This window comes from Frigoribacterium sp. PvP054 (assembly GCF_040547465.1).
Lineage (GTDB): Bacteria > Actinomycetota > Actinomycetes > Actinomycetales > Microbacteriaceae > Frigoribacterium.
Map to the genome: position 1 here is coordinate 111,434 of NZ_JBEPPU010000003.1, position 24,760 is coordinate 136,193.

24 protein-coding genes and 1 pseudogene are annotated in these 24,760 nt (G+C 67.7%); 13 read left to right on the forward strand and 12 right to left on the reverse strand.

The window, feature by feature from the left end; translation table 11 throughout:
- Positions 1 to 118: 118 nt before the first annotated feature.
- Together ABID81_RS06110 and ABID81_RS06115 are read right to left on the reverse strand one after the other, a co-directional pair.
- Positions 119 to 499 (reverse strand): hypothetical protein, encoded by a 381-nt coding sequence (locus tag ABID81_RS06110; RefSeq protein ID WP_354593928.1) that lies wholly within the window; start codon positions 497 to 499, stop codon positions 119 to 121.
- 209 nt (positions 500 to 708) lie between these two features.
- A complete protein-coding gene (locus ABID81_RS06115; protein ID WP_354593929.1) occupies positions 709 to 1,110 on the reverse strand; it encodes a RidA family protein in 402 nt (133 codons plus the stop codon).
- An 85-nt stretch (positions 1,111 to 1,195) separates the two neighbouring features.
- Here ABID81_RS06115 and ABID81_RS06120 point away from each other — a divergent pair, with 85 nt between their 5' ends.
- A complete protein-coding gene (locus ABID81_RS06120; protein WP_354593930.1) occupies positions 1,196 to 1,561 on the forward strand; it encodes a winged helix-turn-helix transcriptional regulator in 366 nt (121 codons plus the stop codon).
- A gap of 304 nt (positions 1,562 to 1,865) precedes the next feature.
- On the forward strand, positions 1,866 to 2,075 hold the full coding sequence (locus tag ABID81_RS06125) for a hypothetical protein (protein ID WP_354593931.1): 210 nt from the start codon (positions 1,866 to 1,868) through the stop codon (positions 2,073 to 2,075).
- Here the strand turns inward: ABID81_RS06125 and ABID81_RS06130 are convergent.
- A complete protein-coding gene (locus ABID81_RS06130; RefSeq protein WP_354593932.1) occupies positions 2,072 to 2,260 on the reverse strand; it encodes a hypothetical protein in 189 nt (62 codons plus the stop codon). The genes ABID81_RS06125 and ABID81_RS06130 overlap by 4 nt on opposite strands.
- A 261-nt stretch (positions 2,261 to 2,521) precedes the next feature.
- On the opposite strand from ABID81_RS06130, the gene ABID81_RS06135 reads away from it, so the two are divergent.
- The 5 genes from ABID81_RS06135 to ABID81_RS06155 all read left to right on the forward strand — a co-directional run bounded on the left by ABID81_RS06135 (position 2,522) and on the right by ABID81_RS06155 (position 7,955).
- Positions 2,522 to 3,445, forward strand: coding sequence for an NmrA family NAD(P)-binding protein (locus tag ABID81_RS06135; RefSeq protein ID WP_354593933.1), 924 nt, complete (start codon positions 2,522 to 2,524; stop codon positions 3,443 to 3,445).
- 275 nt (positions 3,446 to 3,720) lie between these two features.
- Positions 3,721 to 4,713, forward strand: coding sequence for an AraC family transcriptional regulator (locus ABID81_RS06140; protein ID WP_354593934.1), 993 nt, complete (start codon positions 3,721 to 3,723; stop codon positions 4,711 to 4,713).
- Between the two features lie 99 nt (positions 4,714 to 4,812).
- Positions 4,813 to 5,298, forward strand: a complete 486-nt coding sequence (locus ABID81_RS06145; RefSeq protein WP_354593935.1) for a tetratricopeptide repeat protein — start codon at positions 4,813 to 4,815, stop codon at positions 5,296 to 5,298.
- Positions 5,299 to 5,331: 33 nt separating this feature from the next.
- Entirely contained in the window at positions 5,332 to 6,114 is a 783-nt protein-coding gene (locus ABID81_RS06150) for a hypothetical protein (RefSeq protein WP_354593936.1), read from the forward strand.
- A complete protein-coding gene (locus ABID81_RS06155) occupies positions 6,114 to 7,955 on the forward strand; it encodes a cation:proton antiporter (protein WP_354593937.1) in 1,842 nt (613 codons plus the stop codon). Before ABID81_RS06150 ends, ABID81_RS06155 begins: the two co-directional genes overlap by 1 nt.
- Before the next feature lie 88 nt (positions 7,956 to 8,043).
- Here the strand turns inward: ABID81_RS06155 and ABID81_RS06160 are convergent, their stop codons facing one another.
- The gene (locus ABID81_RS06160; protein ID WP_354593938.1) at positions 8,044 to 8,526 is read right to left on the reverse strand and encodes a hypothetical protein; all 483 of its coding nucleotides are present in this window, start codon (positions 8,524 to 8,526) and stop codon (positions 8,044 to 8,046) included.
- A 222-nt stretch (positions 8,527 to 8,748) separates the two neighbouring features.
- Between ABID81_RS06160 and ABID81_RS06165 the strand changes: the two genes are divergently transcribed.
- Entirely contained in the window at positions 8,749 to 9,147 is a 399-nt protein-coding gene (locus ABID81_RS06165; RefSeq protein WP_354593939.1) for a phage holin family protein, read from the forward strand.
- 41 nt (positions 9,148 to 9,188) lie between these two features.
- Complete coding sequence (gene aqpZ / locus ABID81_RS06170) at positions 9,189 to 9,971, forward strand: aquaporin Z (RefSeq protein ID WP_354593940.1); 783 nt, start codon at positions 9,189 to 9,191, stop codon at positions 9,969 to 9,971.
- A gap of 117 nt (positions 9,972 to 10,088) precedes the next feature.
- Here aqpZ and ABID81_RS06175 read toward each other — a convergent pair whose 3' ends face one another.
- Positions 10,089 to 10,559, reverse strand: a complete 471-nt coding sequence (locus ABID81_RS06175; protein WP_354593941.1) for an NAD-dependent epimerase/dehydratase family protein — start codon at positions 10,557 to 10,559, stop codon at positions 10,089 to 10,091.
- 199 nt (positions 10,560 to 10,758) lie between these two features.
- Here ABID81_RS06175 and ABID81_RS06180 point away from each other — a divergent pair, with 199 nt between their 5' ends.
- The 4 genes from ABID81_RS06180 (at position 10,759) to ABID81_RS06195 (ending at position 14,555) form a co-directional block, all read left to right on the forward strand.
- The gene (locus tag ABID81_RS06180; RefSeq protein ID WP_354593942.1) at positions 10,759 to 11,190 is read left to right on the forward strand and encodes a hypothetical protein; all 432 of its coding nucleotides are present in this window, start codon (positions 10,759 to 10,761) and stop codon (positions 11,188 to 11,190) included.
- Positions 11,191 to 11,428: 238 nt separating this feature from the next.
- Positions 11,429 to 12,124 carry a hypothetical protein gene (locus ABID81_RS06185; protein WP_354593943.1) on the forward strand — a complete coding sequence of 232 codons (696 nt, stop codon included), beginning with the start codon at positions 11,429 to 11,431 and terminating at the stop codon, positions 12,122 to 12,124.
- Complete coding sequence (locus ABID81_RS06190; protein ID WP_354593944.1) at positions 12,117 to 13,043, forward strand: metallophosphoesterase family protein; 927 nt, start codon at positions 12,117 to 12,119, stop codon at positions 13,041 to 13,043. Before ABID81_RS06185 ends, ABID81_RS06190 begins: the two co-directional genes overlap by 8 nt.
- 600 nt (positions 13,044 to 13,643) lie before the next feature.
- On the forward strand, positions 13,644 to 14,555 hold the full coding sequence (locus ABID81_RS06195) for a hypothetical protein (RefSeq protein WP_354593945.1): 912 nt from the start codon (positions 13,644 to 13,646) through the stop codon (positions 14,553 to 14,555).
- On the opposite strand, the gene ABID81_RS06200 is transcribed toward ABID81_RS06195, so the two are convergent.
- The 7 genes and pseudogenes from ABID81_RS06200 to ABID81_RS06230 form a co-directional block, all read right to left on the reverse strand.
- Positions 14,552 to 14,776, reverse strand: a complete 225-nt coding sequence (locus ABID81_RS06200) for a hypothetical protein (protein WP_354593946.1) — start codon at positions 14,774 to 14,776, stop codon at positions 14,552 to 14,554. The genes ABID81_RS06195 and ABID81_RS06200 overlap by 4 nt on opposite strands.
- Before the next feature lie 271 nt (positions 14,777 to 15,047).
- Positions 15,048 to 18,182, reverse strand: a complete 3,135-nt coding sequence (locus tag ABID81_RS06205; RefSeq protein ID WP_354593947.1) for a type I restriction endonuclease subunit R — start codon at positions 18,180 to 18,182, stop codon at positions 15,048 to 15,050.
- Complete coding sequence (locus ABID81_RS06210) at positions 18,179 to 18,916, reverse strand: TIGR02391 family protein (protein ID WP_354594096.1); 738 nt, start codon at positions 18,914 to 18,916, stop codon at positions 18,179 to 18,181. Before ABID81_RS06210 ends, ABID81_RS06205 begins: the two co-directional genes overlap by 4 nt.
- Positions 18,916 to 20,118, reverse strand: coding sequence for a restriction endonuclease subunit S (locus tag ABID81_RS06215; RefSeq protein ID WP_354593948.1), 1,203 nt, complete (start codon positions 20,116 to 20,118; stop codon positions 18,916 to 18,918). Before ABID81_RS06215 ends, ABID81_RS06210 begins: the two co-directional genes overlap by 1 nt.
- A complete protein-coding gene (locus ABID81_RS06220) occupies positions 20,115 to 21,683 on the reverse strand; it encodes a class I SAM-dependent DNA methyltransferase (protein ID WP_354593949.1) in 1,569 nt (522 codons plus the stop codon). Before ABID81_RS06220 ends, ABID81_RS06215 begins: the two co-directional genes overlap by 4 nt.
- A gap of 214 nt (positions 21,684 to 21,897) precedes the next feature.
- Positions 21,898 to 22,641, reverse strand: coding sequence for a hypothetical protein (locus tag ABID81_RS06225; RefSeq protein WP_354593950.1), 744 nt, complete (start codon positions 22,639 to 22,641; stop codon positions 21,898 to 21,900).
- Between the two features lie 1,670 nt (positions 22,642 to 24,311).
- Positions 24,312 to 24,581, reverse strand: a pseudogene (locus tag ABID81_RS06230) (DnaB-like helicase C-terminal domain-containing protein); the annotation flags it as partial.
- Positions 24,582 to 24,760: the final 179 nt, after the last annotated feature.

Below are 24,760 nucleotides of genomic sequence, written 5' to 3' on the forward strand. Positions count from 1 at the left end.
GCGGGGCCGCAGCCCGCACGCCGCCACGATGTAAACACGCCGCCACGTCATTACGTGGCGGCGTGTTTACATCGTGGCGGGGTGACGCGAGCAGGCGTCCCCGTAGCCCCGCCGCCGACTACTCGCGGCGGCGGCTCGCCACGAGCGCGACGACGAGCCCCGAGATGACGGCGGCCCCCACGGCGTTCGTGACGCGGGTGCGGTGGCGGTAGCGGCGGTGGGCGTCGTCGGTGGCCTCACGGGCGGCGGTGGCGACGGTCTCGGCGGCGTCGCGCACGGTCCGTTCGGCGCGGTCGGCGAGGTCCTCGGCCCGGTCGACCAGGTCGTGCGCGGACGAGCCGGCGCGGTCGGTCACGTCGCGCACCGCCGTCTCGGCCCGGTCGGCGAGGTCGCGCAGGGCGCCCCGGGCGTCGGGCGGCAGGACGTCGGCGGTGTCGATGAGCTCGCGGGCCCGGCGTGCGGCACGGGTGACGAAGTCGTCGGGGTCGGTGGTGCTCATGGGGGTCGTCTCCGATCGCCCGCGCGCGCCGCGGGTCCCCGCCATCGTGCTCCCCTCGGGGCGTGCCCGGGCACACGGCGCCACGATGTGGGCACCACGCCACCCCTTCGCGTGGCGCCGTGCCCACCTCGTGGCGTCATGTCCACCGCGGGGCGCCGGGCCCACCGCGGGGCGTGACGTCCACCTCGTGGTTACCCACCCGCGCCTCCTCAGTCCACGACCGCGGACGCCTCGACCTCGACCAGCACGCCCGGCTCGAAGAGGATCTCGACGCCGATCAGCGACGCCGGGGGCATCGGCTGCGGCAGTCCGAGCTCGGCGGCGACGGCGTCGACCCCGGCCGTGAAGTCGTCCATCCGGTCGACCGTCCAGCCGACGACGAAGAACCGCAGCCGCGTGACGTCCGCGAAGGTCGCGCCGGCCGCCGCCAGTCCGCGCGCCGTGTTGCGCAGGGCCTGCGACACCTGCCCGGCGAGGTCGGTCGGCAGGCCGTCATCGTGGTGTCCGACCTGTCCCGCCACCTCGACGTGTCGCGACCCGGTCGCGACCGAGACGTGGTGGTACGGGACGGGGGCGAGCATGCCCTCGGGGCTGCTGAGCTGGGTGGTCACGGTGTCCTCTCGCGGCCGCCGCCCTGGCGACCTCGACGACCTGTCTACGGGTCGGACGCAGGGCACCTCAACGAGACTAGGTGGCATGCACGACACCTCCTCCGCCGTGATCACGCCCGAGCACCGCGAGCTGTTGGGGCAGGTGCTCGACCGGTGGTCGCTCCAGGTCGTCGACGAGCTCTGCGAGTCCCCGCGCCGTTTCAACGACCTCCGTCGAGCCGTGCCCGAGGTGACGGCGAAGTCCCTGACGACGACGCTGCGTCGGCTCGAACGCAACGGCATGGTCGAGCGGCGGGTGCTCGGCACCCGCCCGGTCGCGGTCGAGTACCACCTGACCCCGCTCGCCCACTCGGTGCAGACGCTCGTCGACGACCTCTACCGCTGGTCGGCCGCGAGCCTGCCCGAGGTCACCCGTGCCCGCGACGCGTTCGACGCCCTCGACGACGCCTAGCCGGTCGGCCGGTGCCCGTCGGCCGGTCGGCCCGGCGGCGCGTCGGCCCGGTCGGCGCGTCGGCCCGGTCGGCGCGTCGGTCGGCCGGTCGGTCGGCCCGGCGGCGGGTCGGCCCGCCGGCCGGTCGGCCCGGTCGGCAGGTCGGCCCGGTCGGCAGGTCGGCCCGGTCGGCCGGTCGGTCCGGCGGCGCGTCGGTCGGCCCGTCGGGCAGGCGGGCCGTCGGCCCGGGAGGCGCGGGTCGCGTACCCGACGGATCGGACGCCTCGTCGGCCCGCACCGTCGTGACGTCCGGCACACTGGGCGTGTGCTCAGCAGCGTCGGTGCCCTCTCGGTGGCGTTCCTCGTGTGGTCGATCGTGGTGCTGGTCGGCACCCGGCGGGGCAGCGGGCACGCGGGCGCCGCGGCCCCCGACGTCGCGAAGAAGCGGCGGGACGCCTGGATCGTCGTCGTGCTGTCGACCCTCACGCTCGCGGCGACGTTCGTCGTCGGGACGGTCGTCGTGCCGACGCTCTAGGACCAGCTCGAGGTGACGCTCACCACCACGACGGCCGCACCGATGCTGCTGAGGGCGACGACGCCGAGCCAGCGGCCGCTCATGACGGGTGCCCCGCCCTGCCGGCGCAGGCGGAGGGCCAGGGCGAACCCGGCCACGAAGAGCACGGCTCCGACGACGAGCAGGACGACACCGGCGGTTCCCATCCCCCGACCCTAGCGAGGCCCGGGCCCGCCGCGCCCCGCCGCCCCGCCCCGCGAGACCGCCGCAGCACCACGAAGTGGACACGGCACCAGCCCTTGCCATGGCGCGGTGTCCACTTCGTGGTGTCGTGCGACCCGCACCCGCCGCACCCCCCAGACCCGACGCGCCGCCGCACCCGCACCCGCATCCCCGCCGCACCCGCACCGCCGCACCGCAGAGCGCGCAGACTGGCCTCCGACCCCCCGACGGAACGAGCCCCCTCCATGACCACCACCGTCCTCCTCGCCGGCGCGACCGGCGACCTCGGGCAGCGCATCGCCCGCGAGCTGCTGTCCCGTCGCGACGCCCCCGACGACGTGCGCCTGCGGGTCCTGACCCGCCCCGGCAGCACCGGCGCGACCACGCTGTTCGGTGACGACGACCGGGTCGAGGTGACCCGCGCCTCCTACGCTGACGTGCCGGCCCTGACCGAGGCCGCGCGCGGGGCCGACGTCGTCGTGTCGGCCGTGAGCGGCGTCCGTCCGGTGATCGTCGACGCGCAGCGGGCGCTGCTGACGGCGGCGGTCGCGGCGGGCGTGCCGCGGTTCGTGCCGTCGGACTACTCGGCCGACTACCGCAGCATCCCGCCGGGCAGCAACCGCAACTTCGAGCTGCGGCGCGAGTTCGCGGCGTTCCTCGACGCGGCACCGATCCGGGCGACGTCGGTGCTGAACGGCATGTTCACCGACCTGCTGACCGGGGACGCGCCGATGGTGCTCTTCGACCGGAAGCGCGTGCTGTTCTGGTCGTCGGCCGACCAGGTGCTCGACTTCACGACCAAGGACGACGTCGCCCACGTCGTCGCCCGGGTCGCCCTCGACCCCGAGGCGCCGCGCGTGGTCGAGGTCGCCGGCGACCGGGTGACCGCCCGCCAGGTCGCCCGCACGATGAGCGAGCTCACCGGCACCCCGTTCAAGCCACAGTGGGCGGGCACGACCGGCACCCTCGCGGCGATGGCGGCCGTCATGCGCCGCACCTCGAAGGACGACGGCACCTTCCCCGCCTGGCAGGGCATGCAGTACTTCGTCAACATGTTCAGCGGTGACGCGCAGCTGCGGCACGTCGACGGCGCCCGCTACGCACCCGCCCGCTGGACGACCGTGCGCGACGTGCTCGCGACGCGCGTCGGCGCCGCGACCCCGGCCTGACCCGGGGACGAGGAGGCGCGGGTCGGCACCCCGGGACGCCGCCCGCGCCCGCCCGCCCGCCTGCCCGCCCACGAGAAAACGGTGGCCCCTCCCCCCGACGGGTGGGGCCACCGTTCGTCGCCGAGATGGTGAGCATCGGCGGACCTCCACGGTGGCAGCGCCCGGCGTCCGCCGCCATCCGCCCGGCGCGGCGTCCCGTCCGATCCGCGCGGCGTCCCGTCCGATCCGCACGGCGAGCGTCGAGCGACGGCCCCGGCGCTCGGTAGTGTCGGCCCATGAGCGAGGACGACCCGGAGGTGTTCGCGGCACATCGCGTGGCGACGTGCCGCGGCGTCGACGACGCGCGGCGGGTGCTGGGCGAGGCCTTCCTGCCGGTGGAGTTCCCGACGGCGAGCGCCACGAGCCGACTCGGCCTCGAGTTGAACGCCCTGAGCACGGGCCGGCTGACCCTGGGTTACATGCGGTTCGACCGGGCGGTCCGCATCCGGACGTCCGAGCCCGACAACTACCACGTCGACATCCCGACGGCCGGTCGGGCCGTCCTGCGCGCCGCCGGCGGGCGCCGGGTCGACGCGACGCGGCGGTCGGCCGCCGTCTTCATGCCGGGTCGACCGGTCGACCTCGACTGCGGGGACGGCTTCGCGCAGATCGCCCTGATGATCCCCCGCGCCGAGGTGCAGCGAGAGATCGAGAGCCTGCTCGAGTCGACCTCGCTGGCTCCCGTCGAGTTCGACCCCGCGCTCGACCTGACGGCGGACGGGCAGCTCGTGCTGCAGGCGGTGCGAGTCGTGGACGAGGCGTCCCGGCACGCGGACGGGGTGCTGCAGCACCCGCTGGCCGTGCGGCACCTCGAGCGGTCGCTCGTGCAGGCCCTGCTCTTCTCGCAGGGACACAACCACTCCGAGGCGCTGCGGGCCCCCGTGCCGGCGGCGGGCGGAGGGGCGGTCTCGCAAGCCGTCGACCTGTTGCGCGACGACCCCGCCCGCGACTGGAGCGTCGCCGACCTGGCCGCGGCGACCGCCACGAGCGTCCGCAGCCTGCAAGAAGGGTTCCGGCGATCGCTCGACACGACGCCGACGGCCTACCTGCGCCGGTTGCGACTCGAGCGGGTGCGTGACGACCTCGTGGCGGCGGCACCGGGCGGGGCGAACGTCACCGCCGTCTCGGCCCGGTGGGGCTTCACCCACCACGGCCGTTTCGCCGCGGCCTACGCGGCACGGTTCGGCGAGCGCCCGTCCGACACGCTGCGCGCCTCGACCGGCCGCTGACGCGGACCCCGGGAGGCGCGGGTCGAGTCGGCCACGCCACCCACCTCACCCGGCTCCGGAGTGCGCTCCCGGGCACGGTCTCGGCGCTAGCGTGGCCGGATGAGCACCGATGACTGGGAGGGCCGCGTCGCCGTCCTCTGGGCCGACGCGACCGTCGACGACGAGCAGCGCATCGAGCGCATGACGGCCCTGGCCGCCGCCGCCCCGCACCCCGCGCTGGGCGCCTTCGAGCTCGGCGGCGCGCACGACTCGGGCGGACGCGAGGCCGAGGCCCACGTCCACTACGCCGCCGCGACCGAGGCGGGTCTCAACGCCGTCGACCCCGACCGGGCCGCGCGCATGGTGGTGCAGCACGCCTCGACCCTGCGCAACCTCGGCCGAGTCGACGAGGCGATCACGATGCTCCGCGACGCCCCCCTGCACCCCGCCACCGGAGCCGCGCCGAAGGTGTTCCTCGCGCTCGCCCTGCACAGCGCGGGCCGCCCCGACGAGGCCCTGCGCGTGGCGATCGAGGCCGTCGAGCCGACCCTGCCCCGGTACCATCGGTCGGTCCGTGCGTACGCGGCGGCTCTCACCGACGGCTGAAACCGGGCGGCCCCGCGTCCCTAGAATCGCAGCATGCCCTTCGACCAGTGGTACGACGACGCCACCCGCGAGGCCGCGACCGCCAGGGTGCTGCAGCGCAAGATGACCAACCCGACCGACCGCAACGTCCTGACGGTCGTGGCGGAAGAGTTCAACGTCCCCCGCCAGACCCTCAGCGACTGGGTCGACGAAGCGTCGCCCGAGTCCCCGAAGTCGCAGCGGAAGCCCCGCCCCAAGTTCTCGCAGGTGGTCAAGACCACGAAGGAGGCGCGGGTCGCGTCCCCGACGGACGACGAACCCGCCGAGGCACCCCCGTCCATCGCACCTCCGGAACCCGCGAGCGAACCGGAACCCGCGACCCGCCCGGAACCCGCAAGCGAACCGGAACCCGCGACGCAACCGGAACCCGCGAGCGCATCCGAGCACGACCCCTGGGCGACGTCCGATCCTGCCGCCGAGCCCGAGCCCGAGCCCGATCCGGAGCCGGAGCCGGAGCCGGAGCCCGATCCCGATCCGGAGCCCGAGCCCGATCCGGAGCCGGAGTCGGAGCGGGCATCCGAGCCCCTGCCGGCGCCCGAGAGCGAACCCGAGCCGCAGCCCGAGCCCGCATCCGGTGCCGTGCCCGAAGCCGCTCCCGAGCCCGAAGCCGCCCCCGAGCCCGCACCCGCACCCCCGGCGACCACCGGCACCCGCGCGACCGCGGGCACCCACCTGCCCGCCGGCACCCGCGTCTCCGCCCTCGAGGCCGAGGTCGCCGCCCTCCGCGACGGCAACCGGGCCCTGATCCAGGCGATGCGCGTCCTGCTCGACGTCTGATGGAGATCGCCGAGCTGCTCGTCCTGCTCGTCACCGGCTTCGTGGTTATCGCCGCGGCGACGGTCGTCGGCCCGCGGCTCGGCGTGGCCGCTCCCCTGCTGCTCGTCGCCGTCGGGGTCGCCGCGAGCTTCCTACCAGTCTTCGCGTCGGTCGAGATCGACCCCGAGCTGATCCTCGCCGGCGTGCTACCACCGCTGCTCTACTCGTCGGCGGTCTCGATGCCGGCGATGAACTTCCGTCGCGAGTTCGGGGCGATCAGCGGCCTGTCCGTGGTGCTGGTCGTGGCGACCGCCCTGCTGCTCGGCGTGTTCTTCCAGCTCGTCCTGCCCGACCTCGGGTTCGCCTGGGGCGTCGCGCTCGGTGCCGTGATCAGCCCGACCGACGCGGTCGCGACGTCGATCGTCAAGCAGACGTCGGTGTCGAAGCGGGTCGTCGCCATGCTCGACGGCGAGAGCCTGCTCAACGACGCGACCGCGCTGGTGCTGTTGCGCACGGCGATCGTGGCGACCGCCGCCTCCTTCTCGTTCTGGGGCGCGCTGGGGACGTTCGCCTACTCGGTCGTCGTGGCGCTGGTGATCGGGCTGGTCGTCGGTGCGGTCAACCTGGCCGTCCGACGGAGGCTGACCGACTCGACGGTCAACACGGTGATCTCGTTCGCCGTGCCGTTCGTGGCGTCGCTCCCGGCGAGCGCCGTCGGGGCGTCCGGGCTCGTGGCGGCGGTGGTCGCGGGTCTCGTCACGGGCATCCGGGCGCCGCGGGTGCTGTCGCCGCAGAACCGCCTGTCGGACTCGCAGAACTGGCGCACGGTCGAGCTGGTGCTCGAGGGCGCGGTCTTCTTGACCATGGGTCTGCAGATCAAGTCGATCGTCACCGACGTGCAAGAAGACCACGTCGGGGTGCTGCCGGCCCTGATGGTCGCGGTCGGCGCCCTGGTGCTGACGATCGTCGTGCGGGCCGCGTACGTCGCGCCGCTGCTGCGGGTGCTGTCGGCCCGGGCCCGGCACGCCGAGGCGATGCAGCCGCGGGTGCAGAGCATGCAGTTGCGCATCGAGTCCGAGGGCGCGAGCGGCTCGTTCGCCGAGCTGAACCGGCGGGCGCGCACCGACCCGCGGCAGCTCGAGGCCGATGCCGGTGCGGGTGCTGGCTCGGGTGCCGGCGACACCGCAGGAGGCGCGGTGGGCGACCCCACGGACGTCCCGGAGGCCGGTCGGTCACCCCGCGCCCGTTCCCCGCGACGCGGTCGACGTCGCCCCGAGGGCAGGACCCGCACCCCCTCTCAGCGCACCCTCGACCAGTTCACGAGGCGCGTCACGCAGGGGCTGGCGGACATCGAGTACTTCCTGCGGCAGCCGCTCGGCTGGCGCGACGGCACGGCGGTCGTCTGGGCGGGGATGCGCGGGGCCGTGACGGTGGCGGCGGCGCAGACCCTGCCCGAGGACACCCCGCAGCGCCCCGTGCTCGTGCTCATCGCGTTCGCGGTGGCGGCGCTGTCACTGCTGCTGCAGGGCGGCACGATCGGGCCCCTGTTGAGGCGGCTGTCGCCGCCGGTCGACCAGACCGCGGAGCATGCGCAGAACGAGTCCGAACGCACGAAGATCTTCGAGCTGATGCGCGAGAGCGCCGACGCGGTGCCCGGCCCCGACCCCCGCACGGCGGACCGCTCGAAGGAGGGCTTCGACGCCTCGATGGCCCACACGCTCGCGATGCTGACGGCCCAGCGCGAGGCCCTGCTCGACGCCCGTGACAACGGCCTGTTCGACGCCGACGTCCTCGCGGACGCCCTCGCCAACCTCGACGCCTCAGAGATCGCCATCGAGCTCCGAGGCCGACTGGCCGACTGACCCCGGCCGACGGCCCGGTGCCTCGCGTGTACGCGAACAAGCAACACATGTGGCCGGCACCTCGTCCTGGACGCTCAGAGGACCGGGCCTAGCGCCGGTCAGCCGCGCGCGCCTCCCGGGGGAGGCGGTAGCCGTCGCGGTAGACGCCGACGACGTCGAGGGCCACGCCCACGAGGGAGCGGACGGCGGTGCGCCGCTCGGGCGAGCCGTACCAGTTGCGGTGGAGGCGCCGCAGTTCGACGGCTCCGCGCCAGAGCAGTCCTCCGCCGAAGAAGACGGCGGCGAGCCATGCGATGCCGGTCGAGCCGAAGGCGACGACGGCAGCGATGCAGACGGCCACCGTCACCACGATGGTGATCATCAGCGTGCGTGGGGTCGGCAGCTGTCGGCCGTGCTCGCCGGTCCAGTACGACGACAGCAGGTAGAGGGCGTCCTCGCGTGAGCGTCCGCCGTGACGCAGCCGGTCGACGGCGGCATCGGTGCGCGCGAACCGGTCGGGCCCGTCCGCCTGGCGCACCGCGGCGCTAGTCGACGCGACGAGGCCGATCACGGGAACCTCGCGTCGCGCCACCAGGCCATCCTGCCGGACGCCTGCCGCCGGACGCCGCACACCCGGCGCCCCCGCGCTGTCCCCCGACTGGCCGGTTCGCGAGTGCCCGGCGCGCGATGGCTGGATGCCGGCTGGGGGTCGGTGACGACGGGGGTGCCCGTCGCGTCCGAATGGTGTGTCCGCATCGCGGCACGGCGATCCCCGGCCACCGCCCCGAGTGGCCTCAGCGAGAGAAGGACCACCATGAGCGCAGACGACGAGAAGCAGGGCGAGGCCGGATTCGCCGGCAGGTTCCGCGACCAGCTGAGCACACGCGCGATCGAGCCCTTCGTCAAGGCCGTCCGCGCCGAGCTGAGCTCGGCGCGCGACGAGATCGCCGGTCGGGCGCGTGACGCGAGATCCGGCGTCGTGCTGCTCGCCGTCGGGGCCGTCCTGGCGATCGTGACGGTGATCCTCCTGGCCGGCACCGCCGTCGCCCTGCTCGCCCTGGCCGTGCCCCTCTGGGCCGCCGCGCTGATCACGTTCGCCGTCTTCGCCGTCGTGACCGCGGTGCTCGTCGCCGCAGGCCTGCGGGGCGTGAAGCGCGGCATCCCGCCGGTCCCCGTCGACACGGTCAAGAACCTGACCTCGTCCGGCGACTAGCCCGTCCCACCCGACACCCACCCCCACACGAGAGAACCGTCATGCCCCGCACCCCCTCCGCCAGCCGGACCACCAAAGAGCAGCGCACGCAGCACGCCGAGACGTACACGCCGCTGGCGCGCTACGCCTCGGAGGCGTTCGGAGCGTTCCTGCTCGTGCTCGGAGGCGTCGGCACGGCCGTCTTCGCCTCGTCCTTCCCCGACGACGGCAACGCGCTCGGCGTGGGCTTCCTCGGCGTGGCCTTCGCGTTCGGGCTGAGCGTGATGGCGGGCATCTACGCCGTCGGACACATCTCGGGCGGCCACTTCAACCCGGCCGTGACGGTCGGCTTCGCCCTGGCCGGTCGCACGCCGTGGTCGAGCGTGCCCGGCTACGTCGTCGCGCAGCTCGTCGGAGCCGCCGCCGGGTCGAGCGTCGTCGCGCTCGTCGCCGCCGACGGCCCGGCCGGCTACTTCGCGGCGGCCCGCGACTCGGGCTTCGCGTCGAACGGCTTCGGCGCCTCGTCGCCCGGCGGCTTCGGCCTCGGAGCCGTGCTCGTCACCGAGGTCGTGCTGACCGCCGTGTTCGTCGGAGTGATCCTCTCTGTAACCGCCAAGGGTGAGTACAAGGCCCTGGCGCCGCTGGCCATCGGCCTCACGCTGACGCTGATCCACCTGATCAGCATCCCGGTGAGCAACACGTCGGTGAACCCGGCCCGCTCGTTCGCGGCGGCCCTCTACGGCGGCCCCGACGCCCTCGCGCAGCTCTGGGTCTTCGTCGTGGCACCCCTCGTCGGTGCCGCCGTCGCCGGCCTCGCGCACCGCACCCTCCGCCGCCGCGGCTGACCCCGCGGGTCGCACCGCCGCCGCGGCTGACCCGGCCGGTCGCAACGCCACCGCGACGACCGCAGGAGGCGCGGGTCACGTGACCCGCGCCTCCTGCGGACCCCTGGCCCCTCGGCCTCAGGCCCCCGCGAGGCGGCGGTAGTGCTCGACGTCCCGCGGGGTGAACGCGAGGGCCTCGGGCGGCGTGAGGCCGGCCGCGTCCCAGGCGTCGGCGGGCGCGAGATGGTAGTCGCGGGACACGCTGCGCACGAGCTCTCGGCCCTCGGGGGTCAGGGCGGCCTCCGCCTCGGCCAGGGTCACGCTCGTGGTGGGGATCGCGTCGACGAGCCCGTGACGGACGAGCAGGGCGAGCAGGTCCGACACGCTCGACGGCCGGGGCAGGGCGGCGATCACGCTCGGCGGCGAGCCCGGGGGCCTGGCGTCCGCCCGCCGCGACAACGCGGCGACGAGGGCCCCCAGGTCGTCCACGTGGACGACGGACTTGAGCGCCCGCCCCTGGTCGATCGTCGCGCCGAGCTCGAGGGTCGCTCGCCGGATCGCCGGCACCACCCACCGGTCGCCGGCGCCCACGACCAGGGCGGGACGCACCTTCGATCACCGACGGGCCAGACCGTCCGGTACTCCCAATGTTGTCACTTCTCCACGTATACGAGGAGAAACCGACAAGTCTCCGTCAACGCCCCGCCCACGCTGAGGCAGAGCGCTCGAGCGCAACCAGACGCCAAGGCAGACCGAAGGACAGCGTCGGTGAACCGAACGAGGACCCCGGCCGATGCTGAGAACGACCGTGGCCAACACTGAACCGTGCTGCAACGAGGCAGCCCGCCTGGCGCGCCCGAAGGAGGTCCGCTACGTGGCGGTGCTCGAGGACCAGGAACTTGCCATCGGAGCCCTGGCCCCACCAGATGCACTTCAGAGCACCCTCGAGCGCATGGACCAGGCTCATGCAGGCCGAGGAGACGGCGCGGCCACCCTGGACGGTCAGGTGGGGCCGTCCTGCGACACCGCTGCCCAGCTCGAGACGCTCCAAGTGAGCAGCGCCGCCCTCGATGCGCTGGTACGGGCCGACGACGTGCTCGAGGTAATGTCTTCGGACGGCTTCCCGCTCTGTCCTGCCTTCCAGTTCGGGCAGGACGCACAGCCCCTGCCCGGCTGCATGAAGTGCTCGCTGAGCTCGACTCGGAACAGGTTGACCCACCGGGCGACGCGGTGTGGCTAAACGCACCGGCGGAAGAGCTCGACGGCGTCACCCCCGCCGGCGATGCGGCTTGGCCGAACGGAAGATGTGGTGCGTCTCGCTCGTGCTGCCGGTTCGTTCCGACTCGGATGAAGCGGCTAACGTGCGGGGGCCTGGTGGATCGGAACGCACTTCATCGTTTGAGGAATCCCAACAGGAGGCTCGTCGCGAATCGGGAGTTGTGGCCGAGAGAGGCTCCACTCGAGAAAAGGCGCCCAAGATGAGGGATCAGCCTGCCGACAACTGGTCGGGTCATGAGGCACACAGCGTTTGTAGGAGTGATGACGTACGTCAGCACTTGCCGCTGCGCGTTTCAGATCCGATCCTCAAAGCTCTTCTTCTGGCGATCCGGTCGGACGAACTACGTCAATCCGAAGCAATGGACCACGCATCCGAATTCATCGACCACAACCGTCCTCGGGCCGCTGACCGTTCGTCGGTAACACGAGCTGCCGCGCTGGCGGACGCTGCCCTTGGCGCGGAGGGGATCACTGTCGTCGACCCGTACGCGCGGCAGCTCGCTCGATGGGTTGCCGAGGGACGGATGAGCGGTGATGAGGCCGTGGCGTTCGTCACGGTGCTGACAGACGTCGGTGCTTGCCTTGTCGATCCCGATGTGCCTTCTGATCCCGGTTACCAGGTGGAGACAGCGCCGTGGGGTGTTGACCTGCAGGAAGCAGTCGACCGCGGCGACATCTTGCGGTCCGAGGCGACAGCTCGCGTTTCCGGTGCCATGCGGTGCGAGCAGGCGTTCCGACAGGCGGTCGGCGCTTCGGGTCTAGATAAGAACCTGGAGCTTCGGGATCAAGTTCTCGTGGAACTCATCCGCGATCTGCTGAATGGTAGGCGGTCCGAAGATGAGGCGCTTTCCGCGGGCCTTCGCCACATCCCCGACGCGCACCGGTCCGATGGTTGACCAGCACGCGCTCGTCGACGAGCGCATCGGTCTGCTCGGGGATCCGCACGCTGACTTGCAATGGATAGGGCTCGCGGTCCGGAATCTTGCCCGCGTTGGCATCCGTCAGATCCACGTCCTCGGCGACTTCGGTTTCCTCTCGAGCGGCAGTCCGCTCGAACGCGAACGGCTCAGGCTCCTCACGGAGCAGCTCACTTCCCGCAACGCGTTCATGTACGTCACGGGCGGGAACCACGAGGGCTACCCAACGCTGCACCGTCGCTACCCGCTCGACGAATGGGGATACCGGCGACTCTCACTGCGGATCATCTGGCTCCCACGTGGCTGGCGAGGAGCTACCGCGGCTGGGACTGTAGTTGCGAGCCTCGGCGGCGCGAACAGCATCAGCCGCGGCCGTCGAGACCAGACCGCCTCCGGTCACGTCGCGGCGTGGCACCCCGAAGAGCAAATCACCGAGGAGGATCTCGAAGCACTCGGCTCGGACCCGGTCGACGTGCTCCTCGGCCACGACGCACCGTTCAGCAGAGCCCTTAAGCGACATGTCACACGGCAACGGCGGTTTTGGACGCGCGACGGCATCGCGTACGCTGCAGCCGGCCAGGCGATGTTCCACCGCGGCGTCCTCCAGGTCCAACCGAAGCTAGTCCTGTCCGGGCACTACCACCGCTACCTCGACACCAACCTGCTGCTTCGACCTCTCGGGCACGCGACAACCACTGTCCGAAGTGTGATCCTCGATCGGAACCGCACCGCCCACAGCGTCGGCATCCTTAATGTCGAGGCGCTCGAGATCGACGTGCGCCCGAGGCTCTCGCCCGGCCTACCGGCGCGCGTCGACCCTTTAGCCTTCGCAGGCGAAGGAGGTCGCGAAGGCCACAAGGTCTTCCCTGACCAGCGCCGGCTGCTTTTCCCGGAGTAACCGAGCTGGCGCAGCATCACCGAGAGCCGGATTGTGGCCGCAAAACCAAGTCTGAATCGTGGTAGGCGAGTAGCGCTCGTTGAGCATGGCCGCGATCCTGTACGACAGCCTGAGCCGGTCGACCTCCGTTGCCGGAGGCGAGGCAGAACCGTCGGTCCATCCAGAGACGACGCTCGTGGAGTTCGTAGATCCGATGAAGGCCACAAGCCGCGCACCGAGCAGGGCGCGAAGCGCGTCGACGAGTTCAGAAACGGCCAGCGAGAGGGAGTCTTCGTATGCGCGAAGACCTGGCCGCTGCGTGCCGCGTGTCTCGTTCGTACCAGCCCTGCCTCATCCTAGGCCCCTGACGGCTCACCCTTCCGGGCGACCGCGATCACATTCACCGCGGAGATCCTCCGAATACGCCTTTGCGAAGGCGCAGAGCTTTCCAGCAGGAGCCGGTGTCCTCACCTGTCAGAAATCAACGGAGCCTGCAGCGTCTGCACCGACGTCGTATCCAGGCCAAACGCCAAGGTTGAAGTTTCAGCTCACTGCAGAATGAGCAAGAATCAGCGTGTGAGTAGTGAGAGACGGCGCCGGCGTCAGACAGCAGCCTGGGTAGTGGTAGCTGGCCTCGTCGGCGGAGCCGTCGGAGCATATCTCGCGCTGACGCTAGCCACCGCAAACTTAGCTAACTTAGGCTCGTGGCTCCGTGATTTTGCGAAGAGCCCAGGTGCCGCCGCGACCGCAGCGGTGATTGCTGCCGGCGTCGCTCTTACAGGCATCATCCTCAACCGGCGGGCAGCAAGCGAGTCCCTCTCGCTGCAGGAGACGACCTCAGCGGCGGACTCATGGTGGGTGATGTTCGAGTGGGCATCTGAGCGCGCCGTTCCTTCACGCTCGGGCGACAACGCACTGCCCGAAAGCGTGACAGTTGCCACGCTCGCACGTTTGGCCGATACCGCCACTGCCGAGGTGCAACAAGCGGCTTGCGCCGGAATGATCGACATGCTCGCGGCGCGAGTTGAGCCTCGGGTGCCCGCTGAGTCGGCGCAATCGTTCGATAGTGAGACAAAAGCGGCCTCAGCCGAAGTGGCGAACGAGTCGGCGCTCGCCGCTCTAGATTCTTACGTGCAGGCGAATCGTGGTACCAAGGCCGCATCGTCAGTAGCGGAGGCGGTGGTATACGAGAATTCGGTCACGAAGACCCTCATCGCGCTGTCTTGGGCCCACGACAACCTCCGGGTTTTCCGGAACCCGCCCGACGCTGGCCCCGCGGACGCCATCGTGGAGATCGGCGATCAGCGGGTAGCAGTCATCATCAAGCGACTGAGCTCTGCCTCTGCCTTCGCAAACTGGTTTCGTCACCTCGGCGCCCGTTCACCCGGCGCCCTCCCAGGAGTTGTCGTGACACCGCACCCCTTTTCGAAGCGTCTCGGAGATGAGTCAGCCGAATCGATCGCGGTGGTGCAGTGGAACGACCCGAACGACGATCCCGCACTACTGCAAGCGCTCTACAACGCCGTGAACTAGCTGCGCGCCCTCGCCACAGCTGGCGCGTTGTGGTCAGGCCGCTGTTCGAACATGGTGCAGGTCTCGCAGGTGACGGTCATGTTGGTGCGCTGGTCGATGTAGGTCGCTGCGGTCCAGTTCCAACGGATTCCGTGAGCGGTTACGGTGATGAGGAACTCGCGGCAGTGCGCTTGTGCACCCCACACGGCCGATGCCGAGGCGTGGGAGGTGCGCAGCGTCATCCTCGTAAGGAACCGCTCGCCTCGCAGCGTCGCGATCCTCGCACCCGACAACTACGACTGGACCCCTCGGCCGAGCTCTCATCGCGGTTGACCTGATCTGCTCGGACCCAGCTGTACCTAGATGATGCGCATGTCCGATCTGAACGCGAAGCGAGCTACGAATCCAACGAGCGTCGACCGCTCGTTGGTTCCATGCCGAAGCGCCCGGACGGTTTATGGATGCCGGCACTCCTGGGCCGATTCCTGTGAACTTCCGCGCGACGATAGTCCATTACTGCACCTGGCTGCCCGCCAGCACTTCGGCTTGCTCGAGCACCAGCTCGATCGCCTTCGCCTCTGCGTCCGGCGGATACTCGTACCTAGCAAGAAGGCGCCGCACCTTCGTGCGCATCGCAGCGCGGACCGAGTCTTTCAGATTCCAGTCGATGGTTGCCGAAGTCCGAACTGCAACGACGAGTTCCTGCGCGATCTTCTTGAGTGTGTCATCTCCAAGCTCGAGCACAGCGGCATCGTTCAGTCGCACAGCGTCATAGAACGCAGCCTCATCCTCGCGAAGCCCAAGCGACTTGTGCCGCGCGTCCTCCGCCCGCATCGTCTTGGCGAGCTTCACCAGCTCCGCGATGATCTCTGCCGTAGTCAGCGACCGGTTCGTGTAGCGGTTGATGGCCTCTTCGAGCTGCTCAGAGAACTTCCGTGCCTGCACTACGTTCGTCCGCTGAATGGTCCGGATCTGGTCGTTGAGAAGTCGGCGGAGCAGTCCCATCTGGAGGTTGGGTTTCTCCTTTTCTGCGAGCGAGTCGAGGAACTCCTCGGACAGCAGCGATAGCTCAGGGGTCTCGACACCTGCCAGCTGGTAGACGTCGATCACCTGGTTCGCCGACACGGCCTCGTTCAGGAGCTGTCCGAGGGCGGTGTCGATCTCGACACTTCCACTTCCGCCACGGCCGGAGTCGGGGTTTTGGATCTTGAGGATCGCTGCGCGTACATCGGTGAACAAGCGGACGTCGTTCCGAATGTCGGCCGCTTCGTCACGCGCTCCGGCAAGCGCGAATGCCTTCGCCAGCGCCAGCACCTGATCATTGAAGCGGCTCGTTCGATCCGGATCGGCCATCACGAAGTCGAGCACTTTGGCATACTCGGCAAGGCGCTGAGAGGGCGACAGCGCCGGGGACGCGTCATACTCCACGCCGTGGAGCAGCCCGCGCACCACGTCGTGCTTTTCAAGCATGATGTCGACCATGTCCTCGATCGGGACACCCGCCTGATCGCGGTCTGACGGCGAATACTCGCTCAGAGCGCTCTGCAGATTGTCGAAGATGCCGATGTAGTCGACGATCAGCCCGCCCGGCTTATCCCGGAACGTGCGGTTCACACGGGCAATTGCCTGCATCAGCCCTGCGCCCTGCATGGTCTTATCCACGTACATCGTGTGCATCGACGGTGCATCGAAGCCCGTCAGCCACATGTCTCGCACGATGACCAACTCAAGCGGGTTGTCGGCGTTCTTCGCCCGCGCCTTGAGATCCTTCCGCACATCCTTCGAGTAGATGTGCGGCTGGAACTCTGCCGGGTCTGCCGCCGAGCCGGTCATGACAACTTTGATCTTGCCCTTGGCGGGATCGTCCGAGTGCCACTCCGGTCGCAGCGCCACGATCTTCTCGTAGAGGCGCACCGCGATGCGGCGACTCATCGTGACGATCATGCCCTTACCGAGGATGGACTCGCGCCGCTTCTCCCAGTGCTCGACGATGTCGGCAGCGACCATGTCGAGGCGCGCGTCAGCACCGACGATTGCCTCGAGCCGCGACCATCGCGACTTCGCCGCAGTCGCAGCGTCCTCTTCGACCTGCTCGGTAACTTCTTCAACAAGGTCGTCTAGAGCGGCGTAGTCCTCAGCCGAAAGAGCTACCTTGGCGAGGCGGGATTCGTAGAAGATCCGGACAGTCGCGCCGTCCTCGACCGCGCGCGTGAGGTCGTAGACGTCGACGTAGTCGCCGAACACGGAGCGCGTTGACTTGTCTGCGGAGTCGATCGGTGTGCCGGTGAAGCCGAGATAGGTAGCTCCCGGCAAGGCATCGCGCATGTGCTTGGCGAGGCCGGCCTTGAGTCGTCCGCTGCGGTCGAGGTACTCGCTGAAGCCGTACTGAGATCGATGCGCCTCGTCCGCGATCACGATGACATTGCGTCGGTCCGTGAGCACGACGTTCGCGTCGCCGTCCTCGCCCGGTGCGAACTTTTGAATCGTCGTGAAGACGATGCCACCGGATGCGCGCGTCAGCCTTGTGCGTAGATCCTTCCGAGTTTCGGCCTGGACCGGCGATTCAGGCAAGATGTGCGCGGGCGCGAAGACCTCTTCGTACAGCTGGTTGTCCAAGTCGTTGCGGTCTGTGATGAACACGAGTGTCGGATTGGCCATCCGCGCATCGCGCATCACCTTCGCGGCGTAGAACACCATCTCGAAACTCTTGCCCGAACCCTGCGTGTGCCAGACGACACCACCGCGACGGTCACCGGACGGACTCGACGCCTGAATCGTCGACTCGACCGCAGCGTTGACCGCCCAGTACTGGTGGTACTTCGCGACGCGCTTGAGAAGGACAGATGTCTTCTGCTTGGTGGTATTGTCGGTGACCGTCTCGCGGCTGAACACAACGAAGTTGCGGAGCAGGTCGAGGAAGCGAGCTTTGTCGAAGACGCCTTTGATCAATACCTCAAGGGCCGGCCGATCGGTGATGACCGTCCGGCCGTCCATCGTCTTCCAGGGGGCGTAGTGCTCGAACGCACCGCTGTAGCTGCTCATCGCAGCGGAGGTGCCGTCGGAGATGACCGTCACTGCGTTCGACCGGAAAAACGTCGGGATGTCCTTCCGATACGTCTGTACCTGGTTCCACGCAGACTTGAGCGTTGCGTGCTCGGCAGCCGGGTTCTTCAGCTCCAACAGCGCCAGCGGGATTCCGTTGACGAACACCAGCACGTCGGGGCGGCGGTTCTTGCCGTTCTCGACAATCGTGAACTGGTTCAGCGCCACCCAGTCGTTGCGCTCTGGGTGCTCGAAGTCAATTAGGTTGATCGTGCGCGTCCGAAGGATGCCGTCGGAGCCACGTTGCTCCACAGGCACGCCTTCGGTGACAAGCTTGTGTAGACGGTAGTTCTCATCGATCGCACTCTGTGACTCGGCCCGTCGTACGCGCTTGATGGTCTCGGCCGCGGCATCGTTGTCGAGACCGGGGTTCAGGAGTCGAACTGCGTCTCGCAGCCGATCCCACAGGAAGACTTCCTCGTACGACTCACGCTCAGCAGTAGCTTCGCCGGGCGCGAGGCTCGGGCCGTGCATCGTGTGATAGCCAAGCTCGGCGAAGTACTCGAGCGCGGCCAGCTCTACGACATTCTCATTGAATGCGGTCATGAGCCGACCTCCAGCGTTGATGCATCCACCCATCGTGCGAGCACGCTGAGAGCGGCCAAATACTCCAACGCCTGTTGCTCGGCCATCTCCTGGCTGGCCTCGTGTGCGAGCGGATTCCGAATGCCGGCAAAGACGCCCTCGGCGAATGTACGAGCACCGCGCTGAATCGACTTGAATGTCGAACCGCCGTCGTCCTCCATCCGGTGCAAGCGCGGCTTGCCTGTACTCGGAGGCTGCTCACTGAACGCCTGGTTGAAGAGATCGGTCTCACTGAGATTGCGGCGACCGACTTTGTTCTGGGTCTCGGCGTTCAGCTTCTTGATCGCGCCCTCGACGGCCTCGCGGTAGTGGCCGGACTGCCACAGCGAGGAAGCCCCGCTCCAGATCCAGGGGTGCAACTTGGCGGCTGACAACTCTGGAGCGTCATCACCGAGGTTCTTGCGAATCTCTTCCTGCCGCTCCAGCTCCGCCTTCGCGCGGATGGCCGCTTCACGATGCCGTGTCCAGCGGTTGCTCTTGCGCAGTTCGATGTCTGTGCGCCAGCCCGAGATGACCCGGTCGAAAATCTTCTCCACGACCTGTGCTTGCTGCGCCACTTCGGCATCCGAGGCAGCGGTGCTGGACTTGTTGGAGAGCGATACGACTCCGTTACCGACGTAACTATTGTTCGTCATCACGGTCTGCTGGATGAACTCATCCAGCTCGCTAAGAGCCCACTCGATGTTGAGTCCCATCACGCTGCAACTCCTTCGACGGTGCTGCGCCGGCGTCCGGACAGGAGTTCGGGGAGAAGGGTGTCGCGAAGGGTGGTCACACGATCCGACTCGATGCGTAGGCTCTCGGCTCGCATCAGCAACGCGAGCGTCGACTGCTTCACCTCCGGCGCTGCGCTTCTGAAATCTGGGACTTCGATCGCGAGCGCGTCATCAGGCCGCACTCTTTGGTGGCTACCCGACGTGCCCGTCACGCGCTTCGGTAGCTCTTCACGGAAGAAGGGGTCGCGCACTGCCAGCCACACGGCCGCCAACTCGAGGGCGTCCTCGGACGTCAGTACGAGGAATTCGGTCGATGCAAGTGTCGCCGTCTTTGCCTCGACGGCAGCCCACCATGTGCGATTGAATCGCGGATTGAGGCGCGAGAGGAGAACCGCCTGCTGCGGCACCCTAAGTTTGTTGCTCTTAATCGACGCTGCGGCAACGTGCTCAGGCCGAGCCCCGGAGTCGAACGCGGGGAGGCTGAAGTGGTCGACCACCGCGTCGCAAAGTTTGGAAGGATCGACTGTGTCCTTAACGGACGTTGCGATGGCCCCAAGTGGAACAGTCGGAAGGCCCGCCCCGAACTTTTCTGACTGCGCATCGAGCAGGTCAGATATCGCTGCGATCGCTCGCCGATTTGACTCGATCTTGTCGTCAACTGCACTGAGCGCAGCAGCGATCGACTGCTGTTCTGGCAGGGGTGGGAGGTCGACAGCGAAGTCCTCGATCCGCCTTGGCGAAGTGTGAAGAATCTTGCTGCCAGAGGCGGTCGCGTACAGATGGCGATTGAACGGATGCCAACGAGCGAGCTGAAAAAAGTACCGGAGATCGATGCGCGTCGGGTCGAGCACCTCTACCTTGCCGAGTCGCTGGTTATGCAGGTAGGTCTGTCCGTCATCGGGAACGGTGCCGGGGATACCGAGAATTTCACCGCCAGCGGTCTGACACGTCATTGCCAGAAGTACATCACCTGGTGTCAGTGTGAACTCAGCAGGATACTGCCCGACATACCGCTTGATGGTCGTCGAACCGAATCGAAAACCGCCTGCGTAGTCGAAGTTGCCGATGCCGACCACGACGGGGAGGCTCGAGTCGGTGTTCGCGGCCATGCCTGAGAAGGCAAAACCGTGCTTGATCTTCACGACTTCGCCGAGCCTGGTTGGGGTCCATCCGCTCGTCACGACTCGAGCCCCCCGAGCCGCGTGCGGATCTCGTCCTCAAGCTCGCGCCCGCGATCGAACTCGGCGAATAGTCCGGTGGTCAGGCGCTCGATCTTCTCGTCGATCGGCTCATCATCCGCTTCGGCTTCAGCCGCGCCGACGTACCGCCCCGGAGTGAGCACGAAGTCATGCTTTTCGATCTCGTCGAGCTTTGCGGCCTTCGCGAAGCCGGGCACGTCCGCAAAACCGCCGTCACGATTGCGCCACGAGCGATACATATCGGCGACCGTCGTGATGTCGGCGTCATCGAATACTCGCAGCCGACGTGACTCCATGGTGCCGAGCTTGCGAGCGTCGATGAACAACACCTCGCCGCTACGCTCACGACGTCCGTTACCGTGACGTTCTTTGCTTATAAACCAAAGCGACACCGGAATCCCGGTGTTGAAGAAGAGCTTCTCTGGCATCGCCACGATGCAGTCCACAAGGTCTGCCTCAACGAGCTTGCGGCGAATCTCACCTTCGCCGCCACTCTTTGAAGAAAGTGAGCCGTTCGCGAGCACGAAGCCTGCCGTGCCCTTCGGGCTCAAGTGATGGATGAAGTGCTGCACCCAACCGAAGTTTGCATTGCCTTGGGGCGGCGTGCCGTACTTCCAGCGCGGGTCATCCGCGAGCTTCCCGTCCCACCAATCGGAGACGTTGAACGGCGGGTTCGCGATGATGAAGTCCGCACGAAGATCCGGATGTAGATCTTCCGTAAACGAGTCGGCTGACTTCGGGCCGAAATCGGCTTCGATGCCCCGCAGCGCGAGGTTCATCTTGGCGAGCTTCCATGTCGTGTCGGTGTACTCCTGCCCATAGACCGAGATGTCGGTGCGCTTACCGCCGTGGGCCTTCACGAACTCGGCCGACTGTACGAACATCCCACCCGATCCCGCAGCCGGGTCGTAGACGCGACCCTTGAACGGCTCGAGCATCTCGACCAGCGTCTTCACGACACTTCGCGGCGTATAGAAGGCGCCAGCGTCCTTGCCGGTCTCCTTGCCGGCGAACTGCCCTAAGAAGTACTCGTAGACGCGCCCAAGCACATCGTCCGCACCGTGGTCGTCGGTGCTTGTGAATCCAATGCCGCCGATCAGGTCGACGAGTTCGCCGAGGCGTCGCTTGTCGAGACCATCACGTCCGTAGTTGCGCGGGAGCACACCTCGAACCGAAGGGTTCTCTTTCTCGATGAGGTCCATCGCCGTGTCGATATCCTGACCAACCGTCGTCAGCTTCGCCCGTGACTGCACATAGCCCCAGCGAGCGTTCTCAGGCACCCAGAAGACGTTCTGGCTGGTGTACTCGTCGCGATCCTCAAGAAAGGATGCGACTCGCTCTGGCTTGATACCGTCCGCGAGAAGCTCCGACTCCAGCGACCCGCGACGCTCTTCGAAGCGATCTGAGATGTACTTCAGGAACACGAGACCGAGTACGACGTGCTTGTACTCGCTCGGCTCCTGGTTACCGCGCAGCTTGTCGGCAGCTTCCCACAGCCGCTGCTCCAGCGTCTTCGTTGGTTTCGGCTTCGCGGTTCGTCCTGCCATGGCGTGCTGTCGTCTCCTAAACGCCGATCACGGCGCAGATTAATGCTGTCGGGTCACTCCATCTCAAGGTATCGGCCGACTATGCCATTCGAGCCGAGGGCACCTCACGTGAGACTTCGTGTCGCGTTCCGGCCGGGAGGACGCTCGCCTCGACCTCATGCTGATAACTGCCCTAAGTATATCCTGAACTGGGCTTTTCGTGAATAGCGATCGCTCAGGGACGGTGTCCGGGGTCGCGCTCAACTACAATTGGCATCGCCTCAGCCTCTGCATGCGCATCGATCTCCGGCGCGGCTTCAAGCATCAGCGTCACCTGCCGAACGACAGCCTCCGGACGGTTGCGTGCCATCTCGCGCTGCAGCTCGGCGATCGCTTCATCATCTGCGACCTGCACCGACGACAAGAGCTTCCACTGCTCGTCAGCGAACTGCCGAGCCTCGAACATCGCCCGGAAACGGGCGTACCACTCGTCCGAGCTCATCTGCGGCTTCGCAACAGCGAGGTCGGATCCGGGTGCCGCTGCGCCTTCGTGTGCAGTCGGGGTCTGTACGACGACGGCGCTCGTCTCGTCCGCGTCGGGTGCATCGACTTTGCTCCCCCGCCCGCGCACCTTCTTCCAGAATGACCGGACTGCTGGCAGCGCCCGCTCATTGATCAGGCGCTGCACGTGCGGCGTCGCCTTGCGGACCACGACGTACCCGCCCGCCGCTGCACCGATGACAGCCAAGATGAGGAGCGCCGCAGCCTGCGCACTGGCATCCGAGTCGGAGTCGCCACTCGGCGATGTCGAGTCATAGCTGTAGTCGTCCTCGTCGTCCGGATCCTCGGGATGGAACGACGCATGATCCGACAGCTTCCCCTCGCTATCAAAGAGCAGCTGACTCAGGCCGCCGTCCTTCGCCTGCCCTGGCGTCAGCGAGCCGTCGTCGTACTCGAGATACCCGTGGATCTTGACCATGTACTCCCCCCGCGTTCGTTGGGACCTAGTCAACACCAGTCCATCGGAGCATGATCGTCGTGATCGGAGAAGGCCTCCCTGACCGATCGCGCAACGCAGAACACTCGGCACTCTCACGAGCACGGTGCATTAGGCCCTATGGCTGCCACGTGTCCACATCCCGCGGAAGACGAGATCCTTCCCCTTCCGTCGGACTGAACGGATACATCGAGGCGGCCACAAACTTGGTGCGCGGGAAACAAACTATTTGTCCGGCAACAGCGCCCTTGCGGCGGCCAGAGGTCAAGATCGCGGCTGTTGGCACCGGACATCGTCCGTGAGGAACGGGACGACCTGTTGTTCTAGGACGTGGGGCTGACCAGTGGACACGAAAGTCTGGAATCGGACACTTTCGCTTGGAACCCACAGATACTGCCAAACAACGTGTCCATCTCGGTATTCCAGACACGTAGCGTGGCAGTTGGACAAGTTATCTGGCGGACGACAACAACACTGGCGGCCGACAGCAAGAACAAAACTTGAAAGAACATGCCACAAATAGCAATGGCGATAGTTCGGCCATCTCGCACCGAGGATTGAGACAGATCACCGCAGGCGCCTGACGGATTAGCTAGCCCGAGCTACCCAGGGCGTTGATTAGATCTCGTAGCATCAGCTCATCCCGAACCCCGTCAAGATCGGAACGGCTGGCTTGCGCGTCTGCTAAAAGCGAATCGATAATTGACGCTATCTCCCTGGAAGTCATCCGGGCGAACCCGTCAGAGCCAACTCGCGGAAACATGGGTGCCGCGCTCAGGCCCGGTTCGGCGGACTCGGCCGACAAGCAGTGGTGGGAGTCATTTCCAAAGGAGTCGTCTGGAATCAAGCCCGGCGAAAGTGAAGACTGAAAGCGCAACAGCCAGCGTCGATGCGCACACGGAGCGCAGAAGACGACTTCGGGAGAAGCCGGAATCCAGATTTGATCGGCTGATCTTACGGTCACGCGCAGTCCATCCCGAGAATCACCGAGTACATCGCGAACGCGCAGCTCCGCGAGTTCTTGAAACGTAAGAGCACCAGCCGCCCCAATGAGGAGCAGCGCCCGGTCTCGGTCCTGCGTACCTCCATCTAGGGGCTCATGCGAATTGACCCAGCGGAGTACGCGCTTCAGCGTCGCAAGTGCGGCAGTAGGATCCGTCGGACGGGGGCCGTTGAGACGCGGATACAGTCGTAAGAGGATCTCGGAGACCTGTCGAGATGTTCTCAGTCGAGCGTGGCCCAACTGGATGCGTCGCTCATCTATGAGGTCGACCCAACCCTTCATCTGATCGTACGAATGGGCTAGGGCTCCGTTGTCGTCGACTTCTCGACACCGGTCCGCAATGTACGCAGCTACAGTTGCGCCCGATGCAGGCATTGGCGAAAGATCTCGTCGGAGGCACCACCCCTCGAAGTCCGCCCAGGGTTCGGCCGTTCGCGGTCGTCGCGATGTTTTGCCGCGGGTGGGCGCTCGTGGTGCCCCCAAAAAAGGAACGCTAGCCGCATCAGGCTGCTGCAGATACATGCCTACGCCGGTGCCTTCCTCTTGTGACCAGTCACTCGATTTCCGCCGGGCAGACGGTCCGTTCGTCCAAGTCAGACTGTCTGGAGGGCGGAGAGACCATCTACGAGGGACGTCGACAACAGGTTCGCTAGCTAGGCATGTCGACGAACCGCGAGAACATGCCGTGGAACGCCACCGTGATGGTGTCGGTGGGGCCGTTGCGGTGCTTGGCGACGATGAAGTCGGCCTCGCCCTGGCGGGGGTTGTCCTTCTCGTAGGCGGACTCGCGGTGCAGCAGGATGACCATGTCGGCGTCCTGCTCGAGCGAACCGGACTCTCGCAGGTCGCTGATCGCGGGCTTCTCGACGGCACGCTGCTCGGGGCCACGGTTCAGCTGCGACGACGCGATCACCGGCACCTACCCATGCGCGGGCACGTGCACCACCGTCACCATCCGTGCCAGCCCGCGCGAGCCCCCGACACCTCTCGACGACGACCCTCACCGCGCCTCCTGCGCCCGCGAGTCTCGGCTAGCCGGGCCGATCCGACTACCCACGCCGCGCCTCCTTCCGGCCGTCATCCCACCCACGTAACTCG

What these genes read in the sequence shown, in the direction of transcription:
- ABID81_RS06210 (WP_354594096.1), bottom strand. Translation starts at nt 18,916, where the DNA reads ATGGGACTCAACATCGAGTGGGCTCTTAGCGAGCTGGATGAGTTCATC.
- ABID81_RS06165 (WP_354593939.1), top strand. Translation starts at nt 8,749, where the DNA reads ATGAGCGCAGACGACGAGAAGCAGGGCGAGGCCGGATTCGCCGGCAGG.
- ABID81_RS06110 (WP_354593928.1), bottom strand. Translation starts at nt 499, where the DNA reads ATGAGCACCACCGACCCCGACGACTTCGTCACCCGTGCCGCACGCCGG.
- ABID81_RS06225 (WP_354593950.1), bottom strand. Translation starts at nt 22,641, where the DNA reads ATGGTCAAGATCCACGGGTATCTCGAGTACGACGACGGCTCGCTGACG.
- ABID81_RS06135 (WP_354593933.1), top strand. Translation starts at nt 2,522, where the DNA reads ATGACCACCACCGTCCTCCTCGCCGGCGCGACCGGCGACCTCGGGCAG.
- ABID81_RS06220 (WP_354593949.1), bottom strand. Translation starts at nt 21,683, where the DNA reads ATGGCAGGACGAACCGCGAAGCCGAAACCAACGAAGACGCTGGAGCAG.
- ABID81_RS06145 (WP_354593935.1), top strand. Translation starts at nt 4,813, where the DNA reads ATGAGCACCGATGACTGGGAGGGCCGCGTCGCCGTCCTCTGGGCCGAC.
- ABID81_RS06155 (WP_354593937.1), top strand. Translation starts at nt 6,114, where the DNA reads ATGGAGATCGCCGAGCTGCTCGTCCTGCTCGTCACCGGCTTCGTGGTT.
- ABID81_RS06140 (WP_354593934.1), top strand. Translation starts at nt 3,721, where the DNA reads ATGAGCGAGGACGACCCGGAGGTGTTCGCGGCACATCGCGTGGCGACG.
- ABID81_RS06120 (WP_354593930.1), top strand. Translation starts at nt 1,196, where the DNA reads ATGCACGACACCTCCTCCGCCGTGATCACGCCCGAGCACCGCGAGCTG.
- ABID81_RS06205 (WP_354593947.1), bottom strand. Translation starts at nt 18,182, where the DNA reads ATGACCGCATTCAATGAGAATGTCGTAGAGCTGGCCGCGCTCGAGTAC.
- ABID81_RS06185 (WP_354593943.1), top strand. Translation starts at nt 11,429, where the DNA reads ATGAGGGATCAGCCTGCCGACAACTGGTCGGGTCATGAGGCACACAGC.
- ABID81_RS06150 (WP_354593936.1), top strand. Translation starts at nt 5,332, where the DNA reads ATGCCCTTCGACCAGTGGTACGACGACGCCACCCGCGAGGCCGCGACC.
- ABID81_RS06130 (WP_354593932.1), bottom strand. Translation starts at nt 2,260, where the DNA reads ATGGGAACCGCCGGTGTCGTCCTGCTCGTCGTCGGAGCCGTGCTCTTC.
- ABID81_RS06200 (WP_354593946.1), bottom strand. Translation starts at nt 14,776, where the DNA reads ATGACGCTGCGCACCTCCCACGCCTCGGCATCGGCCGTGTGGGGTGCA.
- aqpZ (WP_354593940.1), top strand. Translation starts at nt 9,189, where the DNA reads ATGCCCCGCACCCCCTCCGCCAGCCGGACCACCAAAGAGCAGCGCACG.
- ABID81_RS06190 (WP_354593944.1), top strand. Translation starts at nt 12,117, where the DNA reads ATGGTTGACCAGCACGCGCTCGTCGACGAGCGCATCGGTCTGCTCGGG.